This window comes from Actinotignum urinale DSM 15805 (assembly GCF_000420445.1).
Taxonomy (GTDB): domain Bacteria; phylum Actinomycetota; class Actinomycetes; order Actinomycetales; family Actinomycetaceae; genus Actinotignum; species Actinotignum urinale.
Genome location: NZ_ATUY01000005.1, coordinates 99325 through 123139, shown reverse-complemented (window position 1 = coordinate 123139; position 23815 = coordinate 99325). Strand labels below are relative to the sequence as shown.

19 protein-coding genes are annotated in these 23815 nt (G+C 53.0%); 15 read left to right on the top strand and 4 right to left on the bottom strand.

What is annotated here, in order from left to right:
- Positions 1-59: 59 nt before the first annotated feature.
- On the top strand, positions 60-1694 hold the full coding sequence (locus G445_RS0105100; RefSeq protein WP_022866476.1) for a formate--tetrahydrofolate ligase: 1635 nt from the start codon (positions 60-62) through the stop codon (positions 1692-1694).
- A 235-nt stretch (positions 1695-1929) separates the two neighbouring features.
- The gene (locus G445_RS0105095; RefSeq protein ID WP_022866475.1) at positions 1930-3393 is read left to right on the top strand and encodes a hypothetical protein; all 1464 of its coding nucleotides are present in this window, start codon (positions 1930-1932) and stop codon (positions 3391-3393) included.
- 178 nt (positions 3394-3571) lie between these two features.
- Here the strand turns inward: G445_RS0105095 and G445_RS0105090 are convergent, their stop codons facing one another.
- The 3 genes from G445_RS0105090 to G445_RS0105080 all read right to left on the bottom strand — a co-directional run bounded on the left by G445_RS0105090 (position 3572) and on the right by G445_RS0105080 (position 7417).
- Positions 3572-4672 (bottom strand): alpha/beta fold hydrolase, encoded by a 1101-nt coding sequence (locus G445_RS0105090; RefSeq protein WP_022866474.1) that lies wholly within the window; start codon positions 4670-4672, stop codon positions 3572-3574.
- Positions 4669-5898: a homoserine O-acetyltransferase MetX gene (gene metX / locus G445_RS0105085; protein ID WP_022866473.1), complete on the bottom strand. Its 1230-nt coding sequence runs from the start codon at positions 5896-5898 to the stop codon at positions 4669-4671. The genes G445_RS0105090 and metX overlap by 4 nt, the downstream gene beginning before the upstream one ends.
- A 238-nt stretch (positions 5899-6136) precedes the next feature.
- Positions 6137-7417: an O-acetylhomoserine aminocarboxypropyltransferase/cysteine synthase family protein gene (locus tag G445_RS0105080; RefSeq protein WP_022866472.1), complete on the bottom strand. Its 1281-nt coding sequence runs from the start codon at positions 7415-7417 to the stop codon at positions 6137-6139.
- 392 nt (positions 7418-7809) lie between these two features.
- Here G445_RS0105080 and G445_RS0105070 point away from each other — a divergent pair, with 392 nt between their 5' ends.
- Both G445_RS0105070 and dcm read left to right on the top strand, forming a co-directional pair.
- Positions 7810-9198: a C40 family peptidase gene (locus G445_RS0105070; RefSeq protein ID WP_022866470.1), complete on the top strand. Its 1389-nt coding sequence runs from the start codon at positions 7810-7812 to the stop codon at positions 9196-9198.
- A 470-nt stretch (positions 9199-9668) separates the two neighbouring features.
- Positions 9669-10625 (top strand): DNA cytosine methyltransferase, encoded by a 957-nt coding sequence (dcm, locus tag G445_RS0105065; RefSeq protein WP_022866469.1) that lies wholly within the window; start codon positions 9669-9671, stop codon positions 10623-10625.
- Positions 10626-10842: 217 nt separating this feature from the next.
- Here the strand turns inward: dcm and G445_RS0105060 are convergent, their stop codons facing one another.
- Positions 10843-11343 carry an inorganic diphosphatase gene (locus tag G445_RS0105060; protein WP_026420961.1) on the bottom strand — a complete coding sequence of 167 codons (501 nt, stop codon included), beginning with the start codon at positions 11341-11343 and terminating at the stop codon, positions 10843-10845.
- A gap of 86 nt (positions 11344-11429) precedes the next feature.
- On the opposite strand from G445_RS0105060, the gene G445_RS0105055 reads away from it, so the two are divergent.
- The 11 genes from G445_RS0105055 (at position 11430) to lysS (ending at position 23684) form a co-directional block, all read left to right on the top strand.
- On the top strand, positions 11430-12785 hold the full coding sequence (locus G445_RS0105055; RefSeq protein WP_169511064.1) for a D-alanyl-D-alanine carboxypeptidase/D-alanyl-D-alanine-endopeptidase: 1356 nt from the start codon (positions 11430-11432) through the stop codon (positions 12783-12785).
- On the top strand, positions 12785-13888 hold the full coding sequence (gene tilS, locus G445_RS0105050) for a tRNA lysidine(34) synthetase TilS (RefSeq protein WP_022866466.1): 1104 nt from the start codon (positions 12785-12787) through the stop codon (positions 13886-13888). The genes G445_RS0105055 and tilS overlap by 1 nt, the downstream gene beginning before the upstream one ends.
- 15 nt (positions 13889-13903) lie before the next feature.
- Positions 13904-14464: a hypoxanthine phosphoribosyltransferase gene (gene hpt, locus G445_RS0105045; protein ID WP_022866465.1), complete on the top strand. Its 561-nt coding sequence runs from the start codon at positions 13904-13906 to the stop codon at positions 14462-14464.
- 168 nt (positions 14465-14632) lie between these two features.
- Complete coding sequence (gene ftsH, locus G445_RS09820) at positions 14633-16948, top strand: ATP-dependent zinc metalloprotease FtsH (RefSeq protein WP_084676493.1); 2316 nt, start codon at positions 14633-14635, stop codon at positions 16946-16948.
- Positions 16949-17545: a GTP cyclohydrolase I FolE gene (gene folE, locus G445_RS0105035; RefSeq protein ID WP_022866463.1), complete on the top strand. Its 597-nt coding sequence runs from the start codon at positions 16949-16951 to the stop codon at positions 17543-17545.
- On the top strand, positions 17542-18591 hold the full coding sequence (folP, locus tag G445_RS09815; RefSeq protein ID WP_022866462.1) for a dihydropteroate synthase: 1050 nt from the start codon (positions 17542-17544) through the stop codon (positions 18589-18591). Before folE ends, folP begins: the two co-directional genes overlap by 4 nt.
- Positions 18591-19709 (top strand): 2-amino-4-hydroxy-6-hydroxymethyldihydropteridine diphosphokinase, encoded by a 1119-nt coding sequence (folK, locus tag G445_RS10855; protein WP_022866461.1) that lies wholly within the window; start codon positions 18591-18593, stop codon positions 19707-19709. Before folP ends, folK begins: the two co-directional genes overlap by 1 nt.
- The gene (locus G445_RS10850; protein WP_022866460.1) at positions 19706-20200 is read left to right on the top strand and encodes a DUF3180 domain-containing protein; all 495 of its coding nucleotides are present in this window, start codon (positions 19706-19708) and stop codon (positions 20198-20200) included. The genes folK and G445_RS10850 overlap by 4 nt, the downstream gene beginning before the upstream one ends.
- A 174-nt stretch (positions 20201-20374) precedes the next feature.
- Positions 20375-21244: a ketopantoate reductase family protein gene (locus G445_RS0105015; protein WP_022866459.1), complete on the top strand. Its 870-nt coding sequence runs from the start codon at positions 20375-20377 to the stop codon at positions 21242-21244.
- Between the two features lie 43 nt (positions 21245-21287).
- On the top strand, positions 21288-22043 hold the full coding sequence (locus G445_RS0105010; RefSeq protein ID WP_022866458.1) for a hypothetical protein: 756 nt from the start codon (positions 21288-21290) through the stop codon (positions 22041-22043).
- 114 nt (positions 22044-22157) lie between these two features.
- Positions 22158-23684 (top strand): lysine--tRNA ligase, encoded by a 1527-nt coding sequence (lysS, locus tag G445_RS0105005; RefSeq protein WP_022866457.1) that lies wholly within the window; start codon positions 22158-22160, stop codon positions 23682-23684.
- The last annotated feature ends 131 nt before the right edge of the window (positions 23685-23815 follow it).

Below are 23815 nucleotides of genomic sequence, written 5' to 3'. Positions count from 1 at the left end.
GTGTCACCACGATGGACAGATAGCAGACATTGAGCCAGTAAGCATATAAAATTCAGGGTATGCATAACGAGCATGATTTATTTGAGATAGCCCAAGGTGCGGGAATTCCCGCCCACGCATTCATTCCCTACGGACGTGATCGCGCAAAGATTGATCGCACCTATATTGAATCCTCTAAGCTTCAAGGAAAACTCGTGCTCGTCACGGCGATGTCTCCCACACCTCCGGGCGAAGGTAAAACAACAACTTCCATTGGTTTGGCAGATGGCCTTCGCGCGCTTGGAAAAAACGCTGTTTTGGCGTTGCGTGAACCATCCCTCGGCCCGATTTTCGGAATCAAAGGTGGCGCGATTGGTGGAGGGAAAGCCCAGGTTACCCCTGCAACCAATATCAACCTGCACTTTAACGGAGATTTCGCCGCCATTACCGCAGCGCAAAATCTTCTCGCCGCAATGACGGATAACGCACTGCATTTCGGAACCCACAATATCGACCCGAGAACCGTTGTTGTACGCCGCGCCCTCGATATGAACGACCGTGCCCTACGCAATATCGTCGTGGGAATCGGCGGGAAAACTGCGGGTGTTACGCGCGAAGCAGGTTTCGATATTACGGCCGCCAGCGAAGTAATGGCTACCTTCTGCCTTGCTTCCAGCCTTGAAGATTTGCGTACCCGCCTTGGCGGAATCCACGTGGGCTACACCTATGATGGTCAAACCGTTACCGCAGATGATATTGATGCAACGAACGCAATGGTCGCGCTCCTCGTCGAAGCATTTTCTCCGAATCTTGTACGTACCCTTGAAGGAACCCCTGCATTTATTCACGGTGGCCCCTTCGCAAATATCGCCCACGGTTGCAACTCTGTGATGGCAACACGTGGCGCATTGGCGACAGGCGAAATCGTTGTGACGGAAGCCGGTTTCGGTGCAGATCTAGGCGCTGAGAAATTCATCGATATTAAATGCCGTAACGCCGGTATCCAGCCCGATGCCGCGGTGTGCGTTGTAACGATTCGCGCCATTAAGTATCACGGGGGCGTCGCACTTTCCGAACTTGAGCAGGAGAACCTGGACGCTGTTAAGGCAGGGTTCTCAAATGCCCGTCGCCATGTGGAAAACCTTGTGAAGTTGTGGGGACAGAACGTAGTTGTCGCCATTAACCGTTTCTATTCCGACACGGATAAGGAAATCGAGTTAGTGATGGAAGAAGCCCGAAAAATGGGCGTGCGATGCGCGGTTTCTGAACATTACGCCCGCGGTGGTGAAGGTGCGACCAATCTTGCCAACGCGGTTCTCGACGCTATCGAGGAACCGAACAGCATCTCTTACACCTACGACATGGACGCGAAGCTCACGGAAAAAATCGACGCCGTGGTCCACAAGGTTTACGGCGGGGGCAAGGTGACCTTCACGCCCGTAGCCAAGCGAACACTGGCGGAATTGGAAGAAAAGGGCTACGGAAACCTCCCCGTATGTATCGCGAAAACACCTGCATCGTTTAGTGCGGATGCGAAAGTCCTTGGGGCGCCTTCAGATTTTGAATTCCCTGTTCGTGAGGTGCGTTTAAGTTCCGGTGGAGGTTTTGTGGTGGTTATTAGCGGAACAGTCATGTTAATGCCCGGTTTGCCAAAGGTGCCGAGCGCCGTTTCCATCCGTGTTGATGAGGACGGCACCATTTCCGGTATCCACTAAAAGCATCGAAACCTTTTATGTTTTCGACGACGATAAGGTCATTTTTCCTGGGTTTACGTGCGAGTGAGGGTACTTTTAGTTAACGCAGAGTTAGCTAGATTAGTATTTCACTCTTGGTAAAATACTGGAAAAATGTCCGGTTTCGCCTTAGTTCTTCATAATAAGTCCCACCTTTTAGTTCTAAAGCAACTAGAATAAGTATAACTATGTCAAATATTTATAGAGGAGGGCGGTAGTGGGTCTTTATACATTACGTGGCCAGGGGTTGGAAGCTGCTCATACCTCGCCAGCTCTCTCGCAAGAGGCGAGGGAAGAGATTCTCAAGGGCTTGCGGCATAACGTGATATCGTTAACCGATACTCCGCTATTTCCCTTAACATGGATGACGCACGATGTCCCATCCTCTCAAGGCAGAACGCAAAAAGTTTCATCTTTCTTAGCGTTGGATGCAACGGGACAGATAGTTACCGTCGAAATTCACGAATATTTTGATGCCACACATCTGCTTGATGCCCTGGGAAGAAGTGGTGAACATTCAGGCATTGATCGTGAAAGTATTACGCGCCTATATCCGGGTGGTCAGCATTTATTTATTGGGAATTGGCAGGCTTTCGTGGCGGCAAATCCGCCGATTCCGGTATCCGGGCCTCGCCTTATTGTTTTTGCGTTAGATATCGATGAAGATGCGATTAATGCGATTCGTGCGCTGGCTGGTGCAGGCGTTCTCGTTAAAAGGGTTACGGCGGTGGAATCCCACGGTGAGATTCTTATTAGCGTCGACGATGTTCGTCCGCAAAACACGGTCTTTGCTTTGACGCAGGCATCGGTAAATATGCCCGACGATAACGACGGCGAAGCAGATGTTTATAACGCTTACCGCGAAGAAACAGATAGCGCCGAAGTTGTTGACGAGACAACGGACGTAGAGGAAACAACTGCATTTGAAGATTTTTGGGATAGTGCCGTCACTGTTCAAGAATCAGATAATGAAGATTTTTCCGCGCGCGATGTCGACGACGACGAATCCTCTACTCACGAGTCCGGTGAGCAGGAACCCGTAGCAGACGGAGAGTCCTTCACGCCTAACGATTCGGATGACAACGCTACACGCGAGACGCAACCCGAACCTAGTGTTCAAGTTGTCGAACAACCAGATCTTCCACAAGTTTCACGCATGGGTAGGAGATGGCGAGCAGAGGATTCCGTTCAAAGTGAAGAGTCTTTAGCTCATCCGGTTTGGCCATCGATTTCCGATACGGTGAAGGGATCTGTTGGATCTAGAGCATGGAGAACGCCAGAAGATGAAGGGCATAATGAGCAACCGGAAACGCAAGGAAATGCCGTCGAAAAACCCTATAGTGTTGAGGAATCGGCACAGCGCGTGAGTATTTTTGACGTCGTTGCGCAGTCCGATGCTCAGGCGGGATCTGATAGTGTGGACGTTCCGGCAACAGCCGATTTGCCCGTCGCTCAAGCAACTGGTGATGTGGTGGATGCTGCGAATGATGACGTTCGCGCCGAAAAAAACCAACCTACGGGGCACCGCGCAACTCCTGGAAGGCGTGCTTTTGTCCCGGATACGCAAGATTCTTCCCAAAATTCCCAGCGCGAAAGATTCTTCCAGCCTTCGGAAGACGATTCTCGGCCATCCCGCAGATTCTTTAGGCGCCATCGCAGAGGAAGTCGCGCAGCGCAGTAAAAATATAAAGTAGCGCGCAATAACAATTTCTGCAAACCTGCCCCTGAAAGGCTCGCACATCTTCCGCGGAGCCGATGTGGCAAAAAATAGCACATTTATGAAGGAATTTGTGGTTTGTGGCGCACGTGAAGCAAGGTATTGGGTGAAGACGTGCGACGTTGTGTATGCGAAGAGTTGGTTATCGTCGTAAATGACGTAAACAAAAATCGGTAATGAAATTCAGTGCCTGCTCGCGAACCGGTGCGCGCGAGAACGTAACGTCGTGAATTGCGTTCTTAATTTTGCGGATTTCAATATTTTTCGCTATGCGTTCACCACGTTTCCACATTTGTTTGACGTCAAGAACCGTGTCTACGCCACGCAATTCCTCATGCCACCCAACCGATAAACGCGACTCAGCTGAAGTGAGCATCAAAACCGGTATATAGATGCGGGTGTGGCGTTTAATTGCCCGATGTCCGCGCAAAACTGCACGCAACCAGCCCGCACGAATAGGGGCGTGTTCCGGACGCATGTCCCAATCAGGACACCAGCCTCCCACCCAGAAAGGATCCGTCGTTCCAGCCGGGGTGCCGGGAACCGGGCCGCCGTCGGGAGTCCACGCCCTTAACGTATGAGCATAATTTTCTAGTGGCGGAACGGGAAGAACCGCTTTCGGGGCGATAAGGTTCCCGAGCTCTGCAAGCTGGGTGGCGAAAAAACGAGTAGCAAGCCCGCCCTGCAAATCTAACCACGGAGAATTAAGAATAAGTCCGGCAAGCGGAACGGGCCATTTTTCTTTGCGCGCCCCGTCAGCGTAGAGCGTGGCGATAAGTCCACCCGTGGAATGCCCGTAGAGAAAAATCGGCAGAGAATCCGCAACGCTGCCGTAACGTTCGTGAAGATCGTCCTTGAGCGCCCGAAAAGCAACAGTAATATCTTCGTTGTAAATTTTCATGCTTTTCGTATAGCCATAGCTTTGACCCGGAAGGAGCGACCTTCCGTATTTTCTAAGGTCGACGGCATAAAACGCTCCTCCAGATGCAGTAATGGCTTCAGAAAGAGGGGTTTGGTAGAAGTAATCATCCCATCCGTGGATTGCAAGAAGGGCGAAACTGGGAAGTGGAGGCGTTACCGAAGAGGGCGACGTTGTAGCGGGATGCGAAGATGTCACAGCGGTTTCGCGTGGACAGTGGCGAATCAGCGTTGTAACCACACGCCCCTCGCGATCCGGAACGAGCTCCAGGGTTTTTTGTTGATAGTCCTCGCCGAGAGGGTCGTTTGTCCAGTCTGTACTCATGCATCACCAATCTTGTGAAGGAACTCGCGTAAAATTGTGCTCACTTGATCGTTTTCAATGAGGAATCCGTCGTGCCCGTGGACAGAGCGAACGGTTTTCAATTCCCCAGAACCCGGTAGCGCCTCAGCTAATTTTTTCATGTCCTCGGGGTAGAACAGACGATCTGAATCAACTTCAACAACCAGCGCGGGCATGGTGAGACTCTCCAATACCTTATCAATCCCACCGCGTTCGTAACCAATATCGTGGGTAATAAATGCCTGGTTAATTGTGAGATACGAGTTTGCGTCGAAACGCCCAATGAGTTTGTAGGCGTGGTAGTCGAGGTAGCTTTCCACGGCGTAACGTCCGCCGAATCGCGGATTTTCTCCCCGCTGCGGGGTGCGTCCAAAACGCACCGCCATTTCTTCGGGACACCTGTAGGTAAGATGCGCAATTTGGCGGGCCAGCCCCAAACCTGCTGTCGGCCCTTGCCCTGGCCCGGCGTCATAGTAATTTCCGCCACGCCACATTGGATCGTGCATAATCGCGAGTTTTTGCAGATGTGCGTAGGCGATTTGCTCCGCGGTGGAAGCTGGGCCGGACACGAGAACAGCAATGGCTCCCGTCATTTCCGGGAATGTTGCCGCCCATTCCATCACTCGATTCCCGCCAAAACTAGCTCCCGCAATAAGATGCCATTTCTTAATGCCGAGCTGTTTCGCCATGCGCGCCTCGGCTCGGCACATGTCGCGAATCGTGATTTGAGGGAAACGTGGCCCCCAACGTTCGCCATCTGGTGCGAAAGACGCGGGGCCCGTCGTACCTTGACATCCGCCTAAGACGTTCGGGCACACCACAAAATATTTGTTGGTGTCGATGGCCAGGCCAGGCCCCACAATTTCATGCCACCACCCAGATTTTCCATCCTTTGAGGAGGCGTGCGAGTCACCGGTGAGAGCGTGGCACAAAAGAATCGCGTTAGAAGCGTCCTCGTTGAGCTCCCCCCAGGTCTCGTAAGCAATTTGGACGTTGGGGATGCGCCCGCCATGCGATAACTCAACGGGGCCAATGTGCATGAATTGACGCTCTTCGGGGTCGTCCCCGGTAAGCCAGGCGCCGGTTGTGCGCTCTTTGAGGCGCGGAGTTGCGCTGTAGCCCGTATCGTAGTCGCCAATGGGTGCGGCATCTGTTACAGGATCCATTTCTGGGTAACCGACAAGGTATAGGGGTTGTTCTTCAGCCATAGCTCCTCATTTGGGTGGTGGCCTGCGCGGTGTGGTTGAGTTACGCGCGGGCTTTTCTTGGTTGTGTTCGTGGTCCTGGTGGTTGTGTTCGTTGTTCCGGTGTGTGTTTCTGGCACGTGTATTCGTGTTCGTCGCACGTGTGTTTGTGCTCGTTGTTCCGGGGTTGTGTTTATTGTTCCGTGCCGGCGGATGGTGCGACTTGCGCCTCACCGCGGCCGTGCATAGAACCTCATTGCGCCTACTTGAGGGAGTCGAGTGCCTGCTTGATGTCGGCAATAATATCGCTGGGATCTTCAATGCCGATGGAGAGGCGTACCGTTGCGGGGCTGATTCCAGCTCCCGCGAGCTCCTGCGCGTTAAGTTGCGAATGCGTTGTTGACGCGGGATGGACGACGAGGGATTTAGCGTCGCCAATATTCGCGAGATTCGAGAAGAGTTTGAGATTTTCGACGAAAGCTGCCGCCGCTTCGAAGCCGCCGGCAAGATCGATGGTGAACAGCGAACCGGCTCCCTTCGGGCAGTACTTTTCCGCCAGGGCGTGGTATTTCGAGGTTTCCAAGCTCGGATAGTTGACGCTGGCAACAGCGGGGTGGGCGAGAAGGAAATCGATGACGGCGCGGGTATTGGACAGGTGGCGTTCCATGCGCAGGCTGAGGGTTTCAAGGCCTTGTGCAATGAGGAATGCACTGATGGGGGAGATGGCCGCGCCGGTATCGCGCAGAAGCGTTGCGCGGACGCGGGTAGTGAAGGGGGCGCCGGGGACGTCCGCAAAGGTGATGCCGTGGTAGCTTTCGTCCGGTTCGGAGAGCGCCGGGAATTTGCCGTTCTTCCAGTCGAAACCGGCACGTTCCACGATGGAACCGGCGATTGTTGTGCCGTGCCCGCCCATGAACTTTGTGACTGAATCGATAACAACATCTGCGCCGAAATCAAAGGGGTTCACAATCCAGGGTGTTGGAACGGTGTTGTCGACTATAAGCGGGATGCCATTGTTGTGGGCGAGGGCTGCAATAGGTTCGATGTCGAGAACGTCGAGCTGGGGGTTGGGTAGGGTTTCGCCGTAGAGTGCGCGGGTGTTGTCGTCAATGAGTTCTTCCCAGGCGTCGATGTTTTCCGCGTCGTGGACGAAACGAACTTCAATGCCGAGTGTGGGGAGGGTGTATTTGAAGAGGTTGAAGGTTCCGCCGTAGAGGGAAGCGGATGCGACGATGTTCTGCCCGCTGTGCGCCAAGTTGAGGATTGCGTAGGTTGCGGCGGCGCTACCTGAGGCGAGGAGGAGCCCACCGGTTCCGCCGTAGAGGGCGGCGATGCGGTTTTCGACCGCGGACTGGGTGGGGTTGGTAATGCGGGTGTAGATCATGCCCGGTTCGGTCAGGGCGAAGCGATTGCGTGCTTGTTCGTTATCTTTAAAAACGTAGGAGGTTGTTTGATAGATCGGGAGCGCGCGGGCTGCATGGTCAGAATCTAAAATTTGCCCGGCATGGACTTGCAAAGTATCGAATTTCCAATTTTCAGACATTGTGCTCTCCTTTAATATTTATGTATTTTCTTGGGGAGCGGGCGACTGATACGCCTCTGTTCATGCGATCCACGCGCCCGCCATTTAATGAATGGCTAATAGCACACGTGGTTTCCCAGCGTGTGCTAATGGGGCATTCGCATGTTTTTAAGCATGGGACAACCTTAGCGCGCTATAACGAAACGGGGCAAGCGTGTCCATTGTTGCAGAAAGCTCAAAAAGGCGACAAAATAATGTGAGGATTGTTACGATTGTGCTTAAAGTTGCGTATGTTGCTTTTAATTACACGTGTGTAATTATGTTAAAGATGTTTCGTATTTGACTGGTGTGGTGTATGTTGGAATCGTTACGTGGCGCGTAGGTGCCGTGCGCCACTTGGGAAGGTGAAGGTTATGAATATCAGCAAAGGAAAAATCGTGAAGGTAAGCCCCCGGAAAGCCGTGGCGCTACTCGCGGCTACCTCGCTAGGATTCTCCGTTATCCCGTCAACATTTGCCGATGACGTCAGCGATGAAGAGATTAGGGTGGCGAAAAATGCAGAAAATGCAACGGCGCAAAGCATTGCCGGCTTAGAGGCACAACTTGCCGGACTTTCAGCACAAGCCGAAATGGCTAGAACGAACGTCGTTCAAAAAGAAGCGGCAGCTCTTGCTACACAAGAAAAACTTGAAGAAGCAATTGGTTTAGCGGAAGATGCACAAATTGCGGCAAATAACGCTCGCGGTAATGCACAGGCCACCCAGAAGGAATTGGGTCGAATTTCATCGGCAATGTATCGCGATTCTTCCACACGTTTTTCGACGGCATCCGCTTTCTTCGGCGCAACGTCCCTTCGTGATGCACAAGATCGCCACCGCGCTTTCCGCACGGCAGGGCAGGTAACCGATCAAAAACTTCAAAAATACGAGGCCACGCGCGATATTGCTAATAATTTGCAAAAAGAAGCGGATAAAAAGGCAGAAGAACAAGGCAAAGTCGCTGCCCGGGCCGAAAGATTAGCAGTATCTGCTCAAAAAGCAGCAGAAGGATTAAACGCAAAACTTGCAGAGATTTCCACTCAGCGCGAAGCTCTTTTTGTGCAATTAGCGGCTCAAAAAGGAACAACAGCAGAGCTTGAACGCATGCAGCAGGAACAAAAAGAAGCAGTTGCGCGCGCTGCCGCTGAAGCCGAACGCAAACGTATTGAAGAAGAAGCTGCTGCTAATGCCACGGCGACTGCAGAACGTGAACGCCAAGAAAATGAAGAAAACGCCAAGGCGGAAAAGCGACGCGCAGCTATTGAAGCGCAACGCCAAGTTGCCGCCCAACGCGAACGCGAGCGCGCCCAGCAGCAGGAACAGCAAAGGAGACAAGAACAATCTCGCCCAGCTCGTCCAGCACGTGGCTGGGAGCCCGACGACGCATCGTCCTCAAACTCCAATGCCTCAGTAATTCCAGCACCCAGTGGAATCGGTGGAGATATCGTTCGCTATGCTCGCCAATTCGCCGGAACGCCTTATGTGTGGGGCGGAACGACGCCCAGAGGTTGGGATTGCTCAGGTTTCACCAGCTATATTTACCGCAAGTTTGGAGTAAACCTTCCGCGTACATCCGGTGCTCAACGTGGCGCTGGCCGTGAAATACCCGCATCCCAAGCTCGCCCAGGCGATTTGCTGTGGTGGCCTGGCCACGTTGGTATCTACACCGGAAATGGAATGCATATCGCCGCACGTAATCCAGCGAAGGGAACCGGCGAAGCCCCCATCTGGGGTAACCCACGCTACATCCGCGTCATTGGATAACATCCGCCCCGGTGGATATTTTCGGGGATAGTTCCGCCTCTGCCGATGTTTTACTCCGTGATTTCGCGTCCGGCTCTCGATTTAGTGCATAAATTGTGCGTCAATGAGTGTTCGATTTTCTTTGATGTGGGTAATTCTGGGTTGCCTACCAGTGGCGCACCTCTTCGTCATTCATTATCTGCGTTGACGTGAGTAATTCTGGGCCGGCTATCAGTGGTGTACCCCTTTGTCATTCATTATTTCCACAACGGATTTTGAGCACCGCAAAACGGAGCGCTTTGCGCATCCCCGAAGATTTTTCCATTGCACACTTTGAATATGAACACGGGTTGCCTCCATGGAGTGTGACACGGGGTGCGTGAGGCTACGCGCACCAGCGCTTTAGTTTAGGATAGAACGACCAGCGCCAGTTTAAGATAGAACGGTCGGCATCATATGCAAGGTTACTGTCGGAAGTTTGGAGGTGGGTTATGTTCACAATGGCATCGTTTTTCGCCGGCGTAGGTGGTATTGATTTAGGTTTCCACGCCACAGGTAAGGTGGACCTCGTCTACGCAAACGAATTCGATCCCTACCCCATCCAAACTTTTGAAAAAAATTTCCCGATTTCCGTCGACCCTCGCGATATTGAACAAGTACCAGCCACAGATGTTCCAGATGTCGATATTATTGCGGGCGGGTTCCCGTGCCAAGCATTCTCTATTGCGGGCTATCGCCAGGGTTTTCGCGACGAAAAAGGACGCGGAACTCTCTTCTTTGAACTCATGCGAATCGTTCACGAGAAAAAACCGCGCGTCATATTTCTGGAAAATGTGAAAAATCTTGTTGCGCACGACGGAGGGAACACGTTCCGCGTTATTCTCGATGCTTTGCAAACCGAGGGATACCACTACAGGTACAAGGTATTAAATGCGATGGAATACGGAAATATTCCCCAAAACAGGGAACGCATCTATATTGTGGGCTTTAAAAATGTGGAGGACTTTAATAAGTTTGATTTCCCGCAACCCGTTCCGCTCACCACAAAACTTGAAGATATTATAGATTTTGAGCATCCCGTTGACGAACGTTTTTACTACCGGGACGGAAAATATAAAGGCGATATTTTTGAGCAACTCACGCAAGCTATGGACGATCCCGATACGGTGTATCAGTGGCGTCGGCGTTATGTGCGCAAAAATATGTCCGGTGTTGTACCAACTCTCACCGCAAATATGGGGGAGGGTGGGCATAATGTTCCCCTCGTGCGCACGGCGGCCGGCATAAGAAAACTCACGCCCCACGAATGCTTTAATGCGCAGGGTTTTCCGGAAAGTTTCACACTCCCCGACATGGCAACCTCGCGCTTATATAAGCAGGCAGGAAATTCCGTGTGCGTAACCGTTATCGAAAGAATTGCGCACAACATCGTGGAAGCTATGCAGTAAGGCCCCTTAGCGTACGCTTATTCGTCCGTTTTCTATTTATTCGCTTCTTTTATCCGGTTTTAAAGGAGTAAGCGTAAAAACGTGGCTTTTTGGGCGTGTTGTTTGTTATGTTGAGCGCCTAGCTCTTCTTAGCCATAGATGGCGAGCTGTGTTGTGTTTGTTAACGAATATTCGTTAGCAAACACAACACAGGTTAAACGTGAGACTACCGGCAGTTCTAGGCAGTGTGGCCGTAGTTTTGGTCAATGGCGCGCTGGTAGGAGCGTCGAATTTCCTCCTCGGCGGCTTCGCGACCAACCCAGTGGGCGCCCTCAACAGACTTGCCCGGCTCCAAGTCCTTATACACCTCAAAGAAATGCTGGATTTCGAGACGATGGAACTCGCTCACATCCTCAATTTCGGTACGCCAGCTGGCACGCTGGTCGGCTGCGGGAACACAGAGGACTTTATCGTCGCCACCTTTTTCGTCGCGCATACGGAACATTCCCAACGCACGGCAACGAATCACGCAACCGGGGAACGTCGGCTCTTCCAGTAATACCAGGGCATCCAAAGGATCCCCATCCTCACCGAGAGTATCATCAATAAAACCATAATCATCGGGGTAACGTGTTGAGGTGAACAGCATACGATCCAAACGAATCCGGCCTGTTTCATGGTCAAGTTCGTACTTATTTCGGTTCCCCTTAGGGATTTCGATGGTGACATCAAATTCCATCATGAGAAGTGTGCTCCTTATTTGCGCGCTTGTGACGTTTCGATATGCTCACACACAGCCACTGCCTTCCGTGCGATAATTGGGGCGTGAAAGGAAAAATACGCGTAGGATTATCCATTCTTCTTACCCTCGGAAGTGGCTATGTATTTGCTGACGCTTTAAATCTTACCCCGGGACCTCTTACTTTTTCGACTTCCGTGCGTATTGCGCCCTATCCAAAAGTAGAAAAACCCGTTCCGGCGAAAGAAATTAGCACAAAACACACCCCGGCACCCGAAGAAAAAGTCAAAGAACTTGCCACGCAGTTCGCGAGCGATCAGCGGGTAAAAGGAAAACTAGCGTTCGTCGTCCGAGATGCTACTACCAATAAAATCCTCTACGACAAAGACGGAGCTACACCGCTCACCCCTGCATCGAACACTAAAGTCCTCACGGCGGTAGCTGCGCTTCACACACTCGGCCCCCACACAACACTTCCTACACGTACTATGCTCAGTGGCTCCGCCCTCTACCTCGTGGGAGGCGGCGATATTTTCCTCGGGGTGGATTCCAAAGAGGCCGTGCGCCCCGTACGCGAACGCGCCAATATCAACGATTTAGCGCGCCAAACCGCCAAGTCCCTCAAGGAAAACGGCACCACAACAATTACGTTAAAACTCGACAACACCCTTTTCGAAGGGACACCACTTAACCCGAACGTAGCCACCAAAAACCGCAACTATATGGCGCCAATATCAGCAATCGCATATCGTGGCGGAAAAGCGGAACATTGGGGCTACGAAAAAGACCCTGCGGGCGTAGCCACAAATATTTTCATCACCGCACTGCGCAACGAAGGCATCACCGTGAACCCCGCACCGGGTGAAAAAACTCCGGCAAATGCCAAAGAAATCGGCCGTGTCGAATCCGCACCCATTCAAGAAATTGTTGACCTCGTGCTCACCGAATCAGATAACTCCGGGGCAGAAACCCTCGGGCATCTTATTGCCGTGAAAACAGGAAACCCCCCGAACTTTGATGGAGGGGCGAAAGCCACGTTACAGGTACTCACTAAACTCGGCTATCCGATGGTTGGCGTTAAGCTCTTCGACAATTCGGGCCTGAGCGAACACAACCGCATCACACCCAACCTCCTTCTTGCCATCACCAGCGACGTCGTCACCCACAAACACCCAGAACTTGAGTCCATCGGTGCGGGGTACGCCGTTTCCGGCGTAAACGGCACACTCGATTTGCGCATCGCTGGCCCGGAGGCGGGTGGAAGGGTTCGCGGAAAAACCGGGACCTTGGACGAGGCCGTGTCTTTATCCGGGGTGGTGAACACCAAATCTGGGCACCTCATCGAATTCGCCATTATCCTTGATGAACTCAAAGCCGATGACGCCCAAAAACTTGCCCGCAACGCCGAAGATGACTTCTTAAAGAAACTCGCCACACTGTAATGTATCTTCACCCCGCTCTTGCCCAGGGGCGCTCTGCCTTGCGCGCCCTGATTGCACGCGCCAAACTTCCCCCCGGAACCCCGCTTATCGTTGCGGTTTCTGGCGGTTCCGATTCTATGGCGTTAGCACATATTGCCCGTTTTGTTGCGAACAAAGACGGGTATCGTATAGTGTGCGTGACGGTCGATCACGGGGTGCGAGAAGGTTCTGCAAACGAGGCGGCCCTTGTTGCGCGATGGCTTCGCGACGAGGGCATAGAGGATGTTCGCACTATTCGCGTCCAAATTGATAAGGACGGCGGGCCGGAAGCTGGAGCACGCAACGCACGTTACAGCACACTGGAAAGTGTCGCGATAGAAACGGGTGGCGTTGTGCTCTTGGGGCACACTCAAGACGATCAAGCCGAGACGCTTCTCTTGGGATTGTCGCGCGGGAGTGGGCCACGTTCCCTTGCCGGTATGGCTCCGCTTGCGCAGTTGCCGACGTCCACACGAGGCACCTTAGCATTACGCCCCCTTCTTCATATACGACGACGAGATTTGCGCGCCGCCTTACGTAGCGAGAACGTAGCGTGGGTCGATGACCCGACGAATGAGCCGGACGGCGAATGGCGCGCTAAGGACGGAAAACCTCTTACACGTAACGCGATACGCCATACGGCGTTGCCGGCTCTGCGAGAAGCTGTGGGGGATGGCGTGACGCGCGCGCTCGCGGACACCGCTGATCTTCTCCGTCGCGATAATGATGCGCTTGACATGATAGCGGGTCAAGAATTAGAGCGAATGAAAAATGAGGGAAGTTACGTCGAAACAACCGATACGGAAAAAGTAGCCCGCGTGGGCGAAACGGTTATCGTCGTGCAAAGAGAATCGTTGCTGCGTTTGCATCCTGCGCTCAGCACGCGAATTTTGCGGTTATGTGCGTTAAAGTGTGGGGCGCGTGCCGGCGAGTTGAGCAGAACACATATCGACAGCATGGAAAAAATTACACGAGGTCAGCATGGGCATCGCTATGCGGATATTCCCGGCGCTCAATGCGAGAGGCGGGGTAAACTGATTGTTCTCAGCGGGGTAAAAAAATCCCCTGAGAACGCCACACATTGAACCTTGGGGGGATTCATGGATTTGCAAGATATGGGCGATAAGATTTCTCAAGTTTTGGTTACCGGAGATGAGATTGACGCAAAACTAGAGGAAATGGCACAACAGATCGACAAAGAATACAAAGAATGTGAGGACAGCCTGCTGGTTGTGGGCGTGCTCAAAGGAGCCGTTATGGTGGTTGCGGATCTTGTGCGCAAACTCCATACCTCTATCGATATGGATTGGATGGCGGTATCCTCCTACGGGGCGGGAACAAAGTCCTCCGGCGTGGTGCGTATTCTTAAAGATTTGGATACGGACGTTACCGGACGCAATATTCTCATTGTGGAGGATATTATCGATTCCGGGCTTACCTTGAAATGGTTGAAAGAAAACCTGATAACTCGCGGGGCTAAAAGCGTAAAGATTGCCACAATTCTTCGCAAACCGGAGGCACTTAAGGTAGATATTGAAGTTGACTTCCTTGGCTTTGACATTCCCAATGAATTTGTTGTTGGCTATGGACTAGACTACGCAGAGAAGTATCGCCATCTGCCCTTCGTGGGTATTTTGGCACCCCACGTGTACGGAGGATAAGTGGAAGAACGCACGGAAAGCGCGCATACACATAGCGGGCGCAGGGCTCAACCTAGCGAGGCGGAGAACCAGCCCACTAACGCGAATGCGACTCATAGCGCCGGAGAACCTCAGGAAACTCACAATCGCGAAGCTGTAGCGCATGTGGCACAAGGTCATATCGATTCTATGAGTGCCCCGCAAGAAACACAGCTTGAAGGTTCGACGAACGCGGCGCAAGAAACGCAGGTATACAAAGGTTTGACGAACGTGGCGCAAGAAACAGAGCCGTCGCAACCTCAACCGCAAGAGCAACCTCAACCGCAAGCGCAACCCCAGCCTCAACCCGTGCAAGATTCCACAAACCCCAGCAAGAAGGACAGCGATTACGATCGCGCCCGCAAAGCCCGCCGAGCACGCCCGCCACGTGAAGTCGTGGAATCGTCGTCGAAAAACGATAAAGATAAGAAAAAAGACGACAAGAAGAACGGGGAAGAAACCAAAACTCGCAAGAAAAAATGGGGACTTGCGGGAATTCTTACCGCTTTCGTCATCGGGTTAATAACGTGGAATTTTGTGTCCTCTATGCAGTGGACACAGATTCGTACCTCCGAGGGGATGGATCTCCTTCGAGGGAGCAGTATTGAGCGTGTTGAGGTAACGAACGGAATTAACCGCGTTCAACTCTGGCTCACAAAACCGACAACAACCACTCTGGACAACGGCACAAAGAAAGACACCGGAAAACAGGTGGAATTCCAGTTTGTGGACGCACAAGGTAAAGACGTGATGACGCGCGTCCAAAATGCCGACATCAAGAAGGGCTACAACTCGGTTGTTCCCACGCAAAGCCTGCTCATGTCTCTCGTGACGAGCATGCTCCCCATCCTCATTATTTTAGGGTTCTTCTATTGGGCAATGCGCATGCAAATGGGTAACCGTTTCGGCGCGAAAGATCAAAGTGCCCAGGAAGAAAAACCGAATGTTACCTTCGCTGATGTTGCCGGTGAAGATGAAGCCGTTGAAGAAGTGCGCGAAATCGTTGACTTCCTGAAAAACCCGGATCGCTACGCCGCACTGGGCGCACGTATTCCTCGTGGCGTTTTGCTGTACGGTCCGCCAGGAACGGGTAAAACTCTGTTGGCAAAAGCCGTTGCGGGCGAAGCCGACGTCCCCTTCTTCTCCATTTCTGCCTCCGAATTCATTGAAATGTTCGTGGGTGTGGGTGCCTCTCGCGTGCGCGATTTGTTCAAGCAGGCAAAGAAAAAAGCGCCAGCAATTATTTTTATCGACGAAATTGATGCTATCGGGCGTGGCCGTTCACAAGGCCCGTATGGAAACGACGAACGCGACCAAACACTCAACCAGCTTCTCGTTGAAATGGATGGTTTTGAAACCGATGAAGCCGTTGTTTTAATGGCGGCAACGAACAGACCGGATGTGTTGGACGATGCGCTACTGCGCCCGGGGCGTTTTGACCGCCAGGTGAGCGTAGATGCCCCCGATATTAAGGGACGCGAAGCGATTTTGCGAGTTCACGCCGAAGGCAAGCCACTCGGCCCGGATGTTGATTTGGCGGGCGTTGCCAAGCGTACCCCCGGCTTCACGGGCGCCGATTTGGCGAATATTTTGAACGAGGCTGCTTTGCTTGCGGCGCGCCACGGAAACAGCGTGATTAGCAACGACGATCTGGATGAGGCGTCTGATCGTGTGATGGCAGGCCCCCAACGCAAATCGCGTGTTATGAGCCCCGAAGATCGACGAATGACGGCATACCATGAAGGCGGACATGCGTTGGCTGCCGCGGCTCTTCACCACTCTGATCCGGTCACGAAAGTAACGATTCTTCCTCGCGGGCGCGCGCTCGGCTACACCATGGTGATGCCAACAGAAGATCGCTACTCCGTTACCCGCAACCAGCTTCTCGACCAGCTCACCTATGCTTTGGGCGGGCGCGCCGCGGAAGAAATTGTTTTTGGAGACCCCTCAACAGGAGCGTCCAACGATATTCAAAAAGCCACCGCGACAGCACGGAAAATGGTCACCGAATACGGAATGTCCGAACATGTGGGAGCCGTTCGCCTCGTTGCCGACGAAGGAAAAGAACACATGATGGGCGGATCCCAACACTCGGATTCCCTGACGGCAACCGTGGACGAGAACGTACGCAAACTGCTCGACGACGCATTAACGGAAGCCTGGTGGATTATTACGAATAACCGCGACGTTCTTGACCGCCTCGCACAACGTTTGCTCGAAAAAGAAACGGTGTTGGAGGACGAAATCGCAGAAATTTTCGCTGATGTTGTGAAAACACCACAACGCGAACTGTGGCTTTCTGCGCCCAACCGCCCGATTTCTTCGCGCCCCCCGATTCCCCTGATGGATGCAGAAGGAAACGAGGGCACGGATCCAAACGGCAGTGGGAGGGCGCAGGCAGAACGGAACTCGGGTACGGGAACAGAACGAAACACCGGCGTAACACGCACAGAAACGGGAGAATAAATGTCGACTTCTTTCGTAGAACAACCACAATTTGATGAAGAACGCGTGCGTAACGCAATCCGCGAACTCCTCATCGGAATTGGCGAAAATCCCGACCGTGAAGGCCTACAAGAAACACCCGCGCGCATTGCCCGATCCTATCAGGAGATTTTTAGTGGATTAGGCACCGATCCGAGCGAGGTTCTCTCCACAACCTTCGCAGAGAATTTCCACGAAATGATTATTGTGCGCGATATTCCCTTCACCTCCATGTGCGAACACCACCTATTACCCTTCTGGGGGCACGCCCACGTTGCCTACATTCCCGGAAAAGATGGGAAAGTTACGGGGCTTTCGAAGCTCGCCCGCCTCGTGGAAGGCTACTCTCGTCGTCCCCAAATCCAAGAACGGTTAACAACCCAAATAGCTGAAGCTCTCATTGGCGCCTTGGAAGCATCCGGTGCCCTCGTCGTCATAGAAGCAGAACATATGTGTATGAATATGCGCGGGGTGCGCAAACCCGGTTCCTACACCGTTACCTCTGCGGTACGCGGAGCCCTGCGCAACGCAACAACTCGCGCGGAAGCAATGAGCCTTATACAAGGATGTCGTTCATGAAAAAGGAATCACCAACACAATTCGAACTGAACACCTCACCGTTTGCTCGCACACGGGTTATGGGCATTGTTAACGTCACCCCCGATTCTTTCTCCGACGGCGGGAAATGGGCAAGTGCTGACGCCGCCATTAAACGTGGCCATGAACTCATGGCGCAGGGCGCGGACATCCTCGATATTGGGGGAGAATCCACCAGGCCCGGCGCGCAAATTCTTACCGCGGATGAAGAATGGGCGCGGATTGAAACCGTCGTCGCGGAACTTTCCGCATCCTACCCGGTGTCCGTGGACACGTACCACGCGAAAACCGCGATACGCGCCGTGGAAGCAGGTGCCTTCATTATTAACGACGTGACCGGCGGGCAAGGCGACCCGAAAATGTTTGACGCCATTGTCAGCACCCAAACGAACTATATTCTTCAGCACGGGCGCGGAAACGCGCAGTCCATGAACAGCTTGGCGAACTACACCAACGTTGGGGACGAGGTCGCCTCCGAATTACGCGCAAGTTTAAGGAAAGCCTTCGACGCCGGAATGCGCGAGGATCAAATTATTATCGACCCCGGTTTCGGTTTCGCAAAAATGGGTGAAGATGATTGGAATCTCGCGGTCAATATGGATGCCGTGATGGGGATAGGTTTACCCGTACTTGTGGGGGTTTCGCGCAAACGTTTCCTGGAACGTGTGGGCACCTTGAAGGGTGGGGAGTGCGGATTAACGCCGTTAGATCGCGACGACGCAACAGCTGCCTTCACCTCGCATTTTGCTCGCATGGGCGTGTGGGCGGTTCGCGTTCATGAAGTGGCTGCATCTCGCGTGGCTGTGGACGTTGAAGAACAACTGATGCTTCACTGGCAGATGCTCAACGGCATTCGCCCCGGCGCGATTCGGCACGAAGGCGGGTGCTGTAGTGGTTCGGTTTCGCACACGGATTCCTATGAGGTTTCGGGTTGTTGCGGTGGAACCGGTTCGCATGGCGTTTCTGTTTCTCGAAGCGGGGGCGCCTTAGGCGGATGCGGTGGTTCATGCGGTTGTGGGGGCCACTAATGTTGTTGCCTTCGACCTTCGTAGATGCCTGCCATACCTTAGGGATACAGTGCGATTCCGTGCGGATTACGGGCGTGAAGGTTGTTGCGAATCATGGTGTTTTTGATTTTGAACGTGAAGAACGCAAGCCTTTTATTGTCGATACCGAAGTAGTAGTTGATACCGCGCGCGCAAGGGAAGCGGACGATGTTTCCTCCACAATGTCCTACGCGGATCTTGCCGACGATGCAACCGAGGTTATCGGCGGGAACGCCGTGAATCTTCTGGAAACACTTGCGGGGGATATTGCTGCGCGCGCTATAAAGCGTGGCGCTTTGGCGGTGAGTGTAACCGTTCATAAGCCTGAAGCGCCGGTAGAGGCAGATTTTACAGATGCGAGTGTGACGGTTAGGCGCTTGGCGCCGATTGCCCAGTCCGGAAAAATACGTCATTATGTTCTGGGGATAGGGGCGAATCTTGGAGATGCTGAGGGTACTTTCCGCAATGCCGTCGATGCGATAGGTGCCTTGCCCGTTCACATAACAGGTATTGCTCAGCCGGTAATCACACAGCCACTTTTAGCTCCGGGTCAGGCGCCACAACCACCATATCTTAATAGTGTTGTGGCTCTGGATAGCGCGCTATCTCCGCTAGAATTATTGGCTGAATTGCAACGAATTGAAGTGCGTTATGGGCGTGTGCGTATCGAACGGTGGGGGGCGCGAGCCTTAGATATTGATATGGTGGGCGCATACGATTATGTGCGTACCGCGCCGGGTGCTGACGCTGTTAAAGGTGCTAGCAGTGTCAATGGTGTTAACGGCGTTAATGGCGCTAACAGTGTCAATAATGAGCCCGGTAATTTTTCAAGCACTACGGCCGGCACGCCAACCTTCCGGGAAAACCTACGGGAGATAATCAGCTCCCACCCCGCGCTTACACTTCCGCATCCGCGCGCTCACGAACGACTGTTTGTTCTTGAACCCTGGGCAAGTATCGAGCCCTGGGCGTGGTTAAGTAAGGCAAGCGCCGAACCGAGTGCAAACATCAATAACATAGGTAGTGGTAGCGAAAATCCTGCCCCAACCCCGATTCTCGCACTCATTCAAGACTTGCGTAGTAAAGGGGAAACCCTATGAATAACGCAATGAAACAAACATATGCTTCCGTCGCCGTGTGGCTTGCAACAGGTCTTGTCCTTGGTGAACTTCTTCGCCGTTTTCTCTACAGCAACCCCATACATATTCCCGTCTTTACGGGACTGCCCGTTTTTGCCCTTGCACTTGCACTTGTGTGGATGGGATGGCGCGTTCGTGCCCTGAAAACAGGGAAGGACCGCTCCCTCTCTCGCCTCGCGGCCGCCCGCGTTTTCTTTATGGCAGTCGCTTCTTCCCGTGCTGGCGCGTTGATTACAGGCGTGAGTTTCGTCGTCGCGCTATCGTATTTTCTCGGAATATCTACTTCATTTATTCGCGGAGAAACCCTCAGCTGGGGTGTGTTGTGTCTGTCCTCAATCGCGTTACTGGGTGCGGGGTTACTTGCGGAACGTTGGTGTCGCATAGATGGGGACGACGAGGATGGCAAGACGTCATCCCAACCCGGCGGTTTCGGGAAGCTCCCGGCAGTGTAGTGGGAAGCTCGCCACAGTATAGCTACAGGCGCCCTGCAATGCACCACCTCGCATTGTAAAATGAGTTGAAATATTTTTTGAACCCATCACGCTAGTGGCTAAAACTAACGAAAAATGACGTGAAACACGTCCCGTCTGCGAGACAGATGGCCATGTTCATATTAGGCTACACTTATGCTCAATATTTATGGCCCTGGAGGTATTGGTGGCCTCATTGCTGGTGTTTTGGCGAAGAACGGACAAAAGGTCGCTGTTGTCGCCACCAATCAAACAGCAAAAATCATCAACGAGCAAGGTATAACTATTGATTCTAAGAAGTTTGGCAAGTTCACCGTCGAAGTGCCAGCTCTTACAAGTCCGCAACGCGGTTCCGAAATTCTCGTGACAACAAAGTCCTACGCACTGCCAGCAATTGAAAAATCGATTCGCAGTGCGCGCCCCAAGGAGCTGTGCGCGCTCTTCAATGGTTTTGACCATGCCCGCCACATTCATTCACTCAACGAAGCGGAATCTTGGTCCGGCGCAGCGTACGGGATTTCGGAGCGGGTCAGCCCTGGAGTTATCCACCACACCTCGAATTTCTTTAAGGTGGAACTCCCAGATATGGCGATGGATGGGGACATTTCCCGCGTTCTTCTCAATGGCGGAATTGATGTGTTCTTCCGCGGTACGGAACAACAGGTGTTGTGGCGCAAGTTGCGTAACCAGTGTGCAATGGCATTATTGACTACGGCAACCGGCCGTCCTATTGGGCGCGCCCTTGATCAATCCCCGAAACTCGCGCAAGCCTTGTGTAAAGAACTGGCACATATCGCGACACTCGAAAACGTTCCCACACGTCCGGCCGAAATTTATTCCTTCTTGACGAAGCTACCACCGGATTCTACGTCCTCGCTTGCACGCGATGCTCATGAGGGCAATCGAACAGAGCTTCACGCATTGGGAAGTGCCGTCTTGGAAGAAGCGTGCCGTTTAGGAGTTCCGACTCCTGCGCTTTCTGCCGCGGTGGCTGCTGCTGAAGAAAATATTCGAGGGCGTCGCTAATCCGTGCATTATTTCGGATTGCGTAGCTGAGAAGGCAACGAAAATGTCACGTGTAGCGAATTCTCACCGCTTGCGAATAGGCGTTATTACTTCTGGCGTTTCCGGAATTTCTCTTGCCGCTGCGCTTCGAGCCTGCCAACACACCATCATGGGTGTTTCCTTCCTTGATACCCCAATGTGTGTGGGTGGCGTTCGTGAGGGCGCTGAAACATGTGCGGATAGCGAGGCGCTAACTATGGCCGATCGCCTTGACGCCATGCTCCCCAATGTTTCACTCAAAGAACCAACGCAACTCATTGAAGAAAGCGATGTTGTTCTGCTGTGTGTATCGGCTGCGTGGGAACTTCGAGATTTTCTTGAGCACAGCGAGGAGAAGAGTCTTTGGAGACGCGGCCAGCTTGTTATCCATACCGCGCCCGACGCTGGCGCGAGCCTGTGCGATACGGCTGCTGATCGGGGCGCCTTTGTTATCGCCATGCATCCGGCCATTGAATTTACGGGAACAAGCCTTGATATTGAACGTTTGCACGGCGCATACTGGGCTCTTGACGCAGCGCCTTTGGTATTACCAATCGGTGAGGCTATCGTCATGGATCTTGGGGGCGAAGCGCGCATTGTAGAGGATTCTGTTCGTGGCGATTACACCAAAGCCATCCGGGTAGCAACCACAACCACACACACGCTCGCGCGCGAAATACGTACGCTACTACGAAACGCCCATATTGACGACGATTCCTACGCATGGAATCTTATGGAGCATTCTCTACGCGAGGGCTTGCGCGGTAGCGAGGAACTGTAGCTACACGCAACGCAACCACTATCGTCGTACAACCCCGAGATAAAGAAAATGTTATTTTCGCTGTAAAAATGCCGAAAAGGGGAATGTGCGCCATTTCCGGGCTATCCTTGAAGAATGACAGAAAATCTTGGAGTGCTGGGGGACGACGCCCCCGAACAAATTCGTATCCGTCTCGATAAGCGTGAACGTTACTTGGCCGAAGGGAAAGAACCCTACCCGGCGGAAGTTCCCGTCAAGGACACCATTAAAGATGTGCGTGCAAAATACGAAGGCATTGAACCCGGTGTCGAACTGGAAGATCGTGTTGCTGTTGCAGGGCGCGTCATGCTGTACCGCACGGGCGGAAAAATTGCATTCGCAACGCTCCAAGCTGGTGACGGTACGCGCCTCCAGGTGATTTTCTCGCTCGCGAATGTGGGCGAGGAGGCCTTCAAGGCGTACAAGACGGACGTCGATTTGGGCGATTTCATTTTCGTCGAGGGGCATATGGGTGCCTCCAAGCGCGGGGAGCTCTCTGTTTTTGCTCACAGCTGGAAGATGGCGTCGAAGGCGCTTCGCCCGTTGCCGAAGATTTACACGAATGAAGCTGGCGAAGAAATCGCGTTGAGCGAGGAAAGCCGTGTGCGCCTGCGTCACCTTGATTTGATTACGCGCCCGCGCGCTCGCGAAATGGTGAAGATTCGTAGCTCTGTGATGCGTTCGATTCGTCGTAATTTCGAGAACCGCAACTATACGGAGATTGAAACGCCGATTTTGCAGCCACTTCACGGTGGCGCGGCAGCTCGTCCATTCACCACCCACATTAATGCGTACGACGAAGATCTTTACCTGCGCATCGCCACGGAACTGTATTTGAAGCGTGCGGTTGTGGGCGGAATTGACCGCGTTTTCGAGATTGGGCGCAACTTCCGTAATGAGGGCGCGGATTCCACGCATTCTCCCGAGTTTACGGCGCTTGAAGCATACCAGTCCTATGCAACGTATGAAACAATGGCCGACTTGACACAAAATCTTGTTCAGCAGGCCGCACTTGATACTTTTGGTACGACGACGGTAACGCTTGCGGACGGCACCGAATATGATCTCGGTGGCGAGTGGCAACGTTTGGATCTTTACACCACGGTGTCTGAAGCTGTTGGGGAAACCGTGACTGTCGATACGCCACGTGAACGTTTGGAGGAGTTGGCTGAGGCTCACGATATTTCTATTGCCCCCTATTGGGTGAATGGAAAGATTGTTGAGGAGCTATTTGAGGAATTGGCTGGCGATAAACTCTATCAGCCGACGTTTGTGTTTGATTTCCCGGAGGATACGTCCCCGCTCACTCGCCCGCATCGCACGAAGCCTGGGCTGACGGAGAAGTGGGATTTGTATGTGCGGGGCATGGAATTGGGTACAGCATATTCAGAGTTGGCCGATCCGGTTATTCAGCGCGAACGTTTGACGCAGCAGTCTCTCGATGCCGCCAAGGGCGATCCTGAAGCTATGGAACTTGATGAGGACTTCATTGAGGCTATGGAACAGGGCTTCCCGCCAACAGGTGGTATGGGTATGGGTATTGACCGTTTGATTACAGCACTTACCGGGCTCGGTATTCGCGAAACGATTACATTCCCGTTCATTAAGCCGGGAGCTCACTAGAGCGAGGCGCTTTGGCGCGTGGAGGCTACGAACGTGGGAAAGCCCCGGTGCTCGCTAGAGTGAGACGCTTTGCGTAGTTTTTGTTGGGGTGCGGATTCCTTTGTGGGATCCGCACCTTTTTGCTGCAGGCG

Excerpts from the sequence above, each read along its gene's own strand:
- tilS (WP_022866466.1), top strand. The coding sequence starts at position 12,785 with ATGTATCTTCACCCCGCTCTTGCCCAGGGGCGCTCTGCCTTGCGCGCC.
- dcm (WP_022866469.1), top strand. The coding sequence starts at position 9,669 with ATGTTCACAATGGCATCGTTTTTCGCCGGCGTAGGTGGTATTGATTTA.
- ftsH (WP_084676493.1), top strand. The coding sequence starts at position 14,633 with ATGAGTGCCCCGCAAGAAACACAGCTTGAAGGTTCGACGAACGCGGCG.
- folE (WP_022866463.1), top strand. The coding sequence starts at position 16,949 with ATGTCGACTTCTTTCGTAGAACAACCACAATTTGATGAAGAACGCGTG.
- G445_RS0105100 (WP_022866476.1), top strand. The coding sequence starts at position 60 with ATGCATAACGAGCATGATTTATTTGAGATAGCCCAAGGTGCGGGAATT.
- G445_RS0105010 (WP_022866458.1), top strand. The coding sequence starts at position 21,288 with ATGTCACGTGTAGCGAATTCTCACCGCTTGCGAATAGGCGTTATTACT.
- G445_RS0105060 (WP_026420961.1), bottom strand. The coding sequence starts at position 11,343 with ATGGAATTTGATGTCACCATCGAAATCCCTAAGGGGAACCGAAATAAG.
- lysS (WP_022866457.1), top strand. The coding sequence starts at position 22,158 with ATGACAGAAAATCTTGGAGTGCTGGGGGACGACGCCCCCGAACAAATT.
- G445_RS0105080 (WP_022866472.1), bottom strand. The coding sequence starts at position 7,417 with ATGTCTGAAAATTGGAAATTCGATACTTTGCAAGTCCATGCCGGGCAA.
- G445_RS0105090 (WP_022866474.1), bottom strand. The coding sequence starts at position 4,672 with ATGAGTACAGACTGGACAAACGACCCTCTCGGCGAGGACTATCAACAA.
- hpt (WP_022866465.1), top strand. The coding sequence starts at position 13,904 with ATGGATTTGCAAGATATGGGCGATAAGATTTCTCAAGTTTTGGTTACC.
- folK (WP_022866461.1), top strand. The coding sequence starts at position 18,591 with ATGTTGTTGCCTTCGACCTTCGTAGATGCCTGCCATACCTTAGGGATA.
- G445_RS0105015 (WP_022866459.1), top strand. The coding sequence starts at position 20,375 with ATGCTCAATATTTATGGCCCTGGAGGTATTGGTGGCCTCATTGCTGGT.
- metX (WP_022866473.1), bottom strand. The coding sequence starts at position 5,898 with ATGGCTGAAGAACAACCCCTATACCTTGTCGGTTACCCAGAAATGGAT.
- G445_RS0105070 (WP_022866470.1), top strand. The coding sequence starts at position 7,810 with ATGAATATCAGCAAAGGAAAAATCGTGAAGGTAAGCCCCCGGAAAGCC.
- folP (WP_022866462.1), top strand. The coding sequence starts at position 17,542 with ATGAAAAAGGAATCACCAACACAATTCGAACTGAACACCTCACCGTTT.
- G445_RS10850 (WP_022866460.1), top strand. The coding sequence starts at position 19,706 with ATGAATAACGCAATGAAACAAACATATGCTTCCGTCGCCGTGTGGCTT.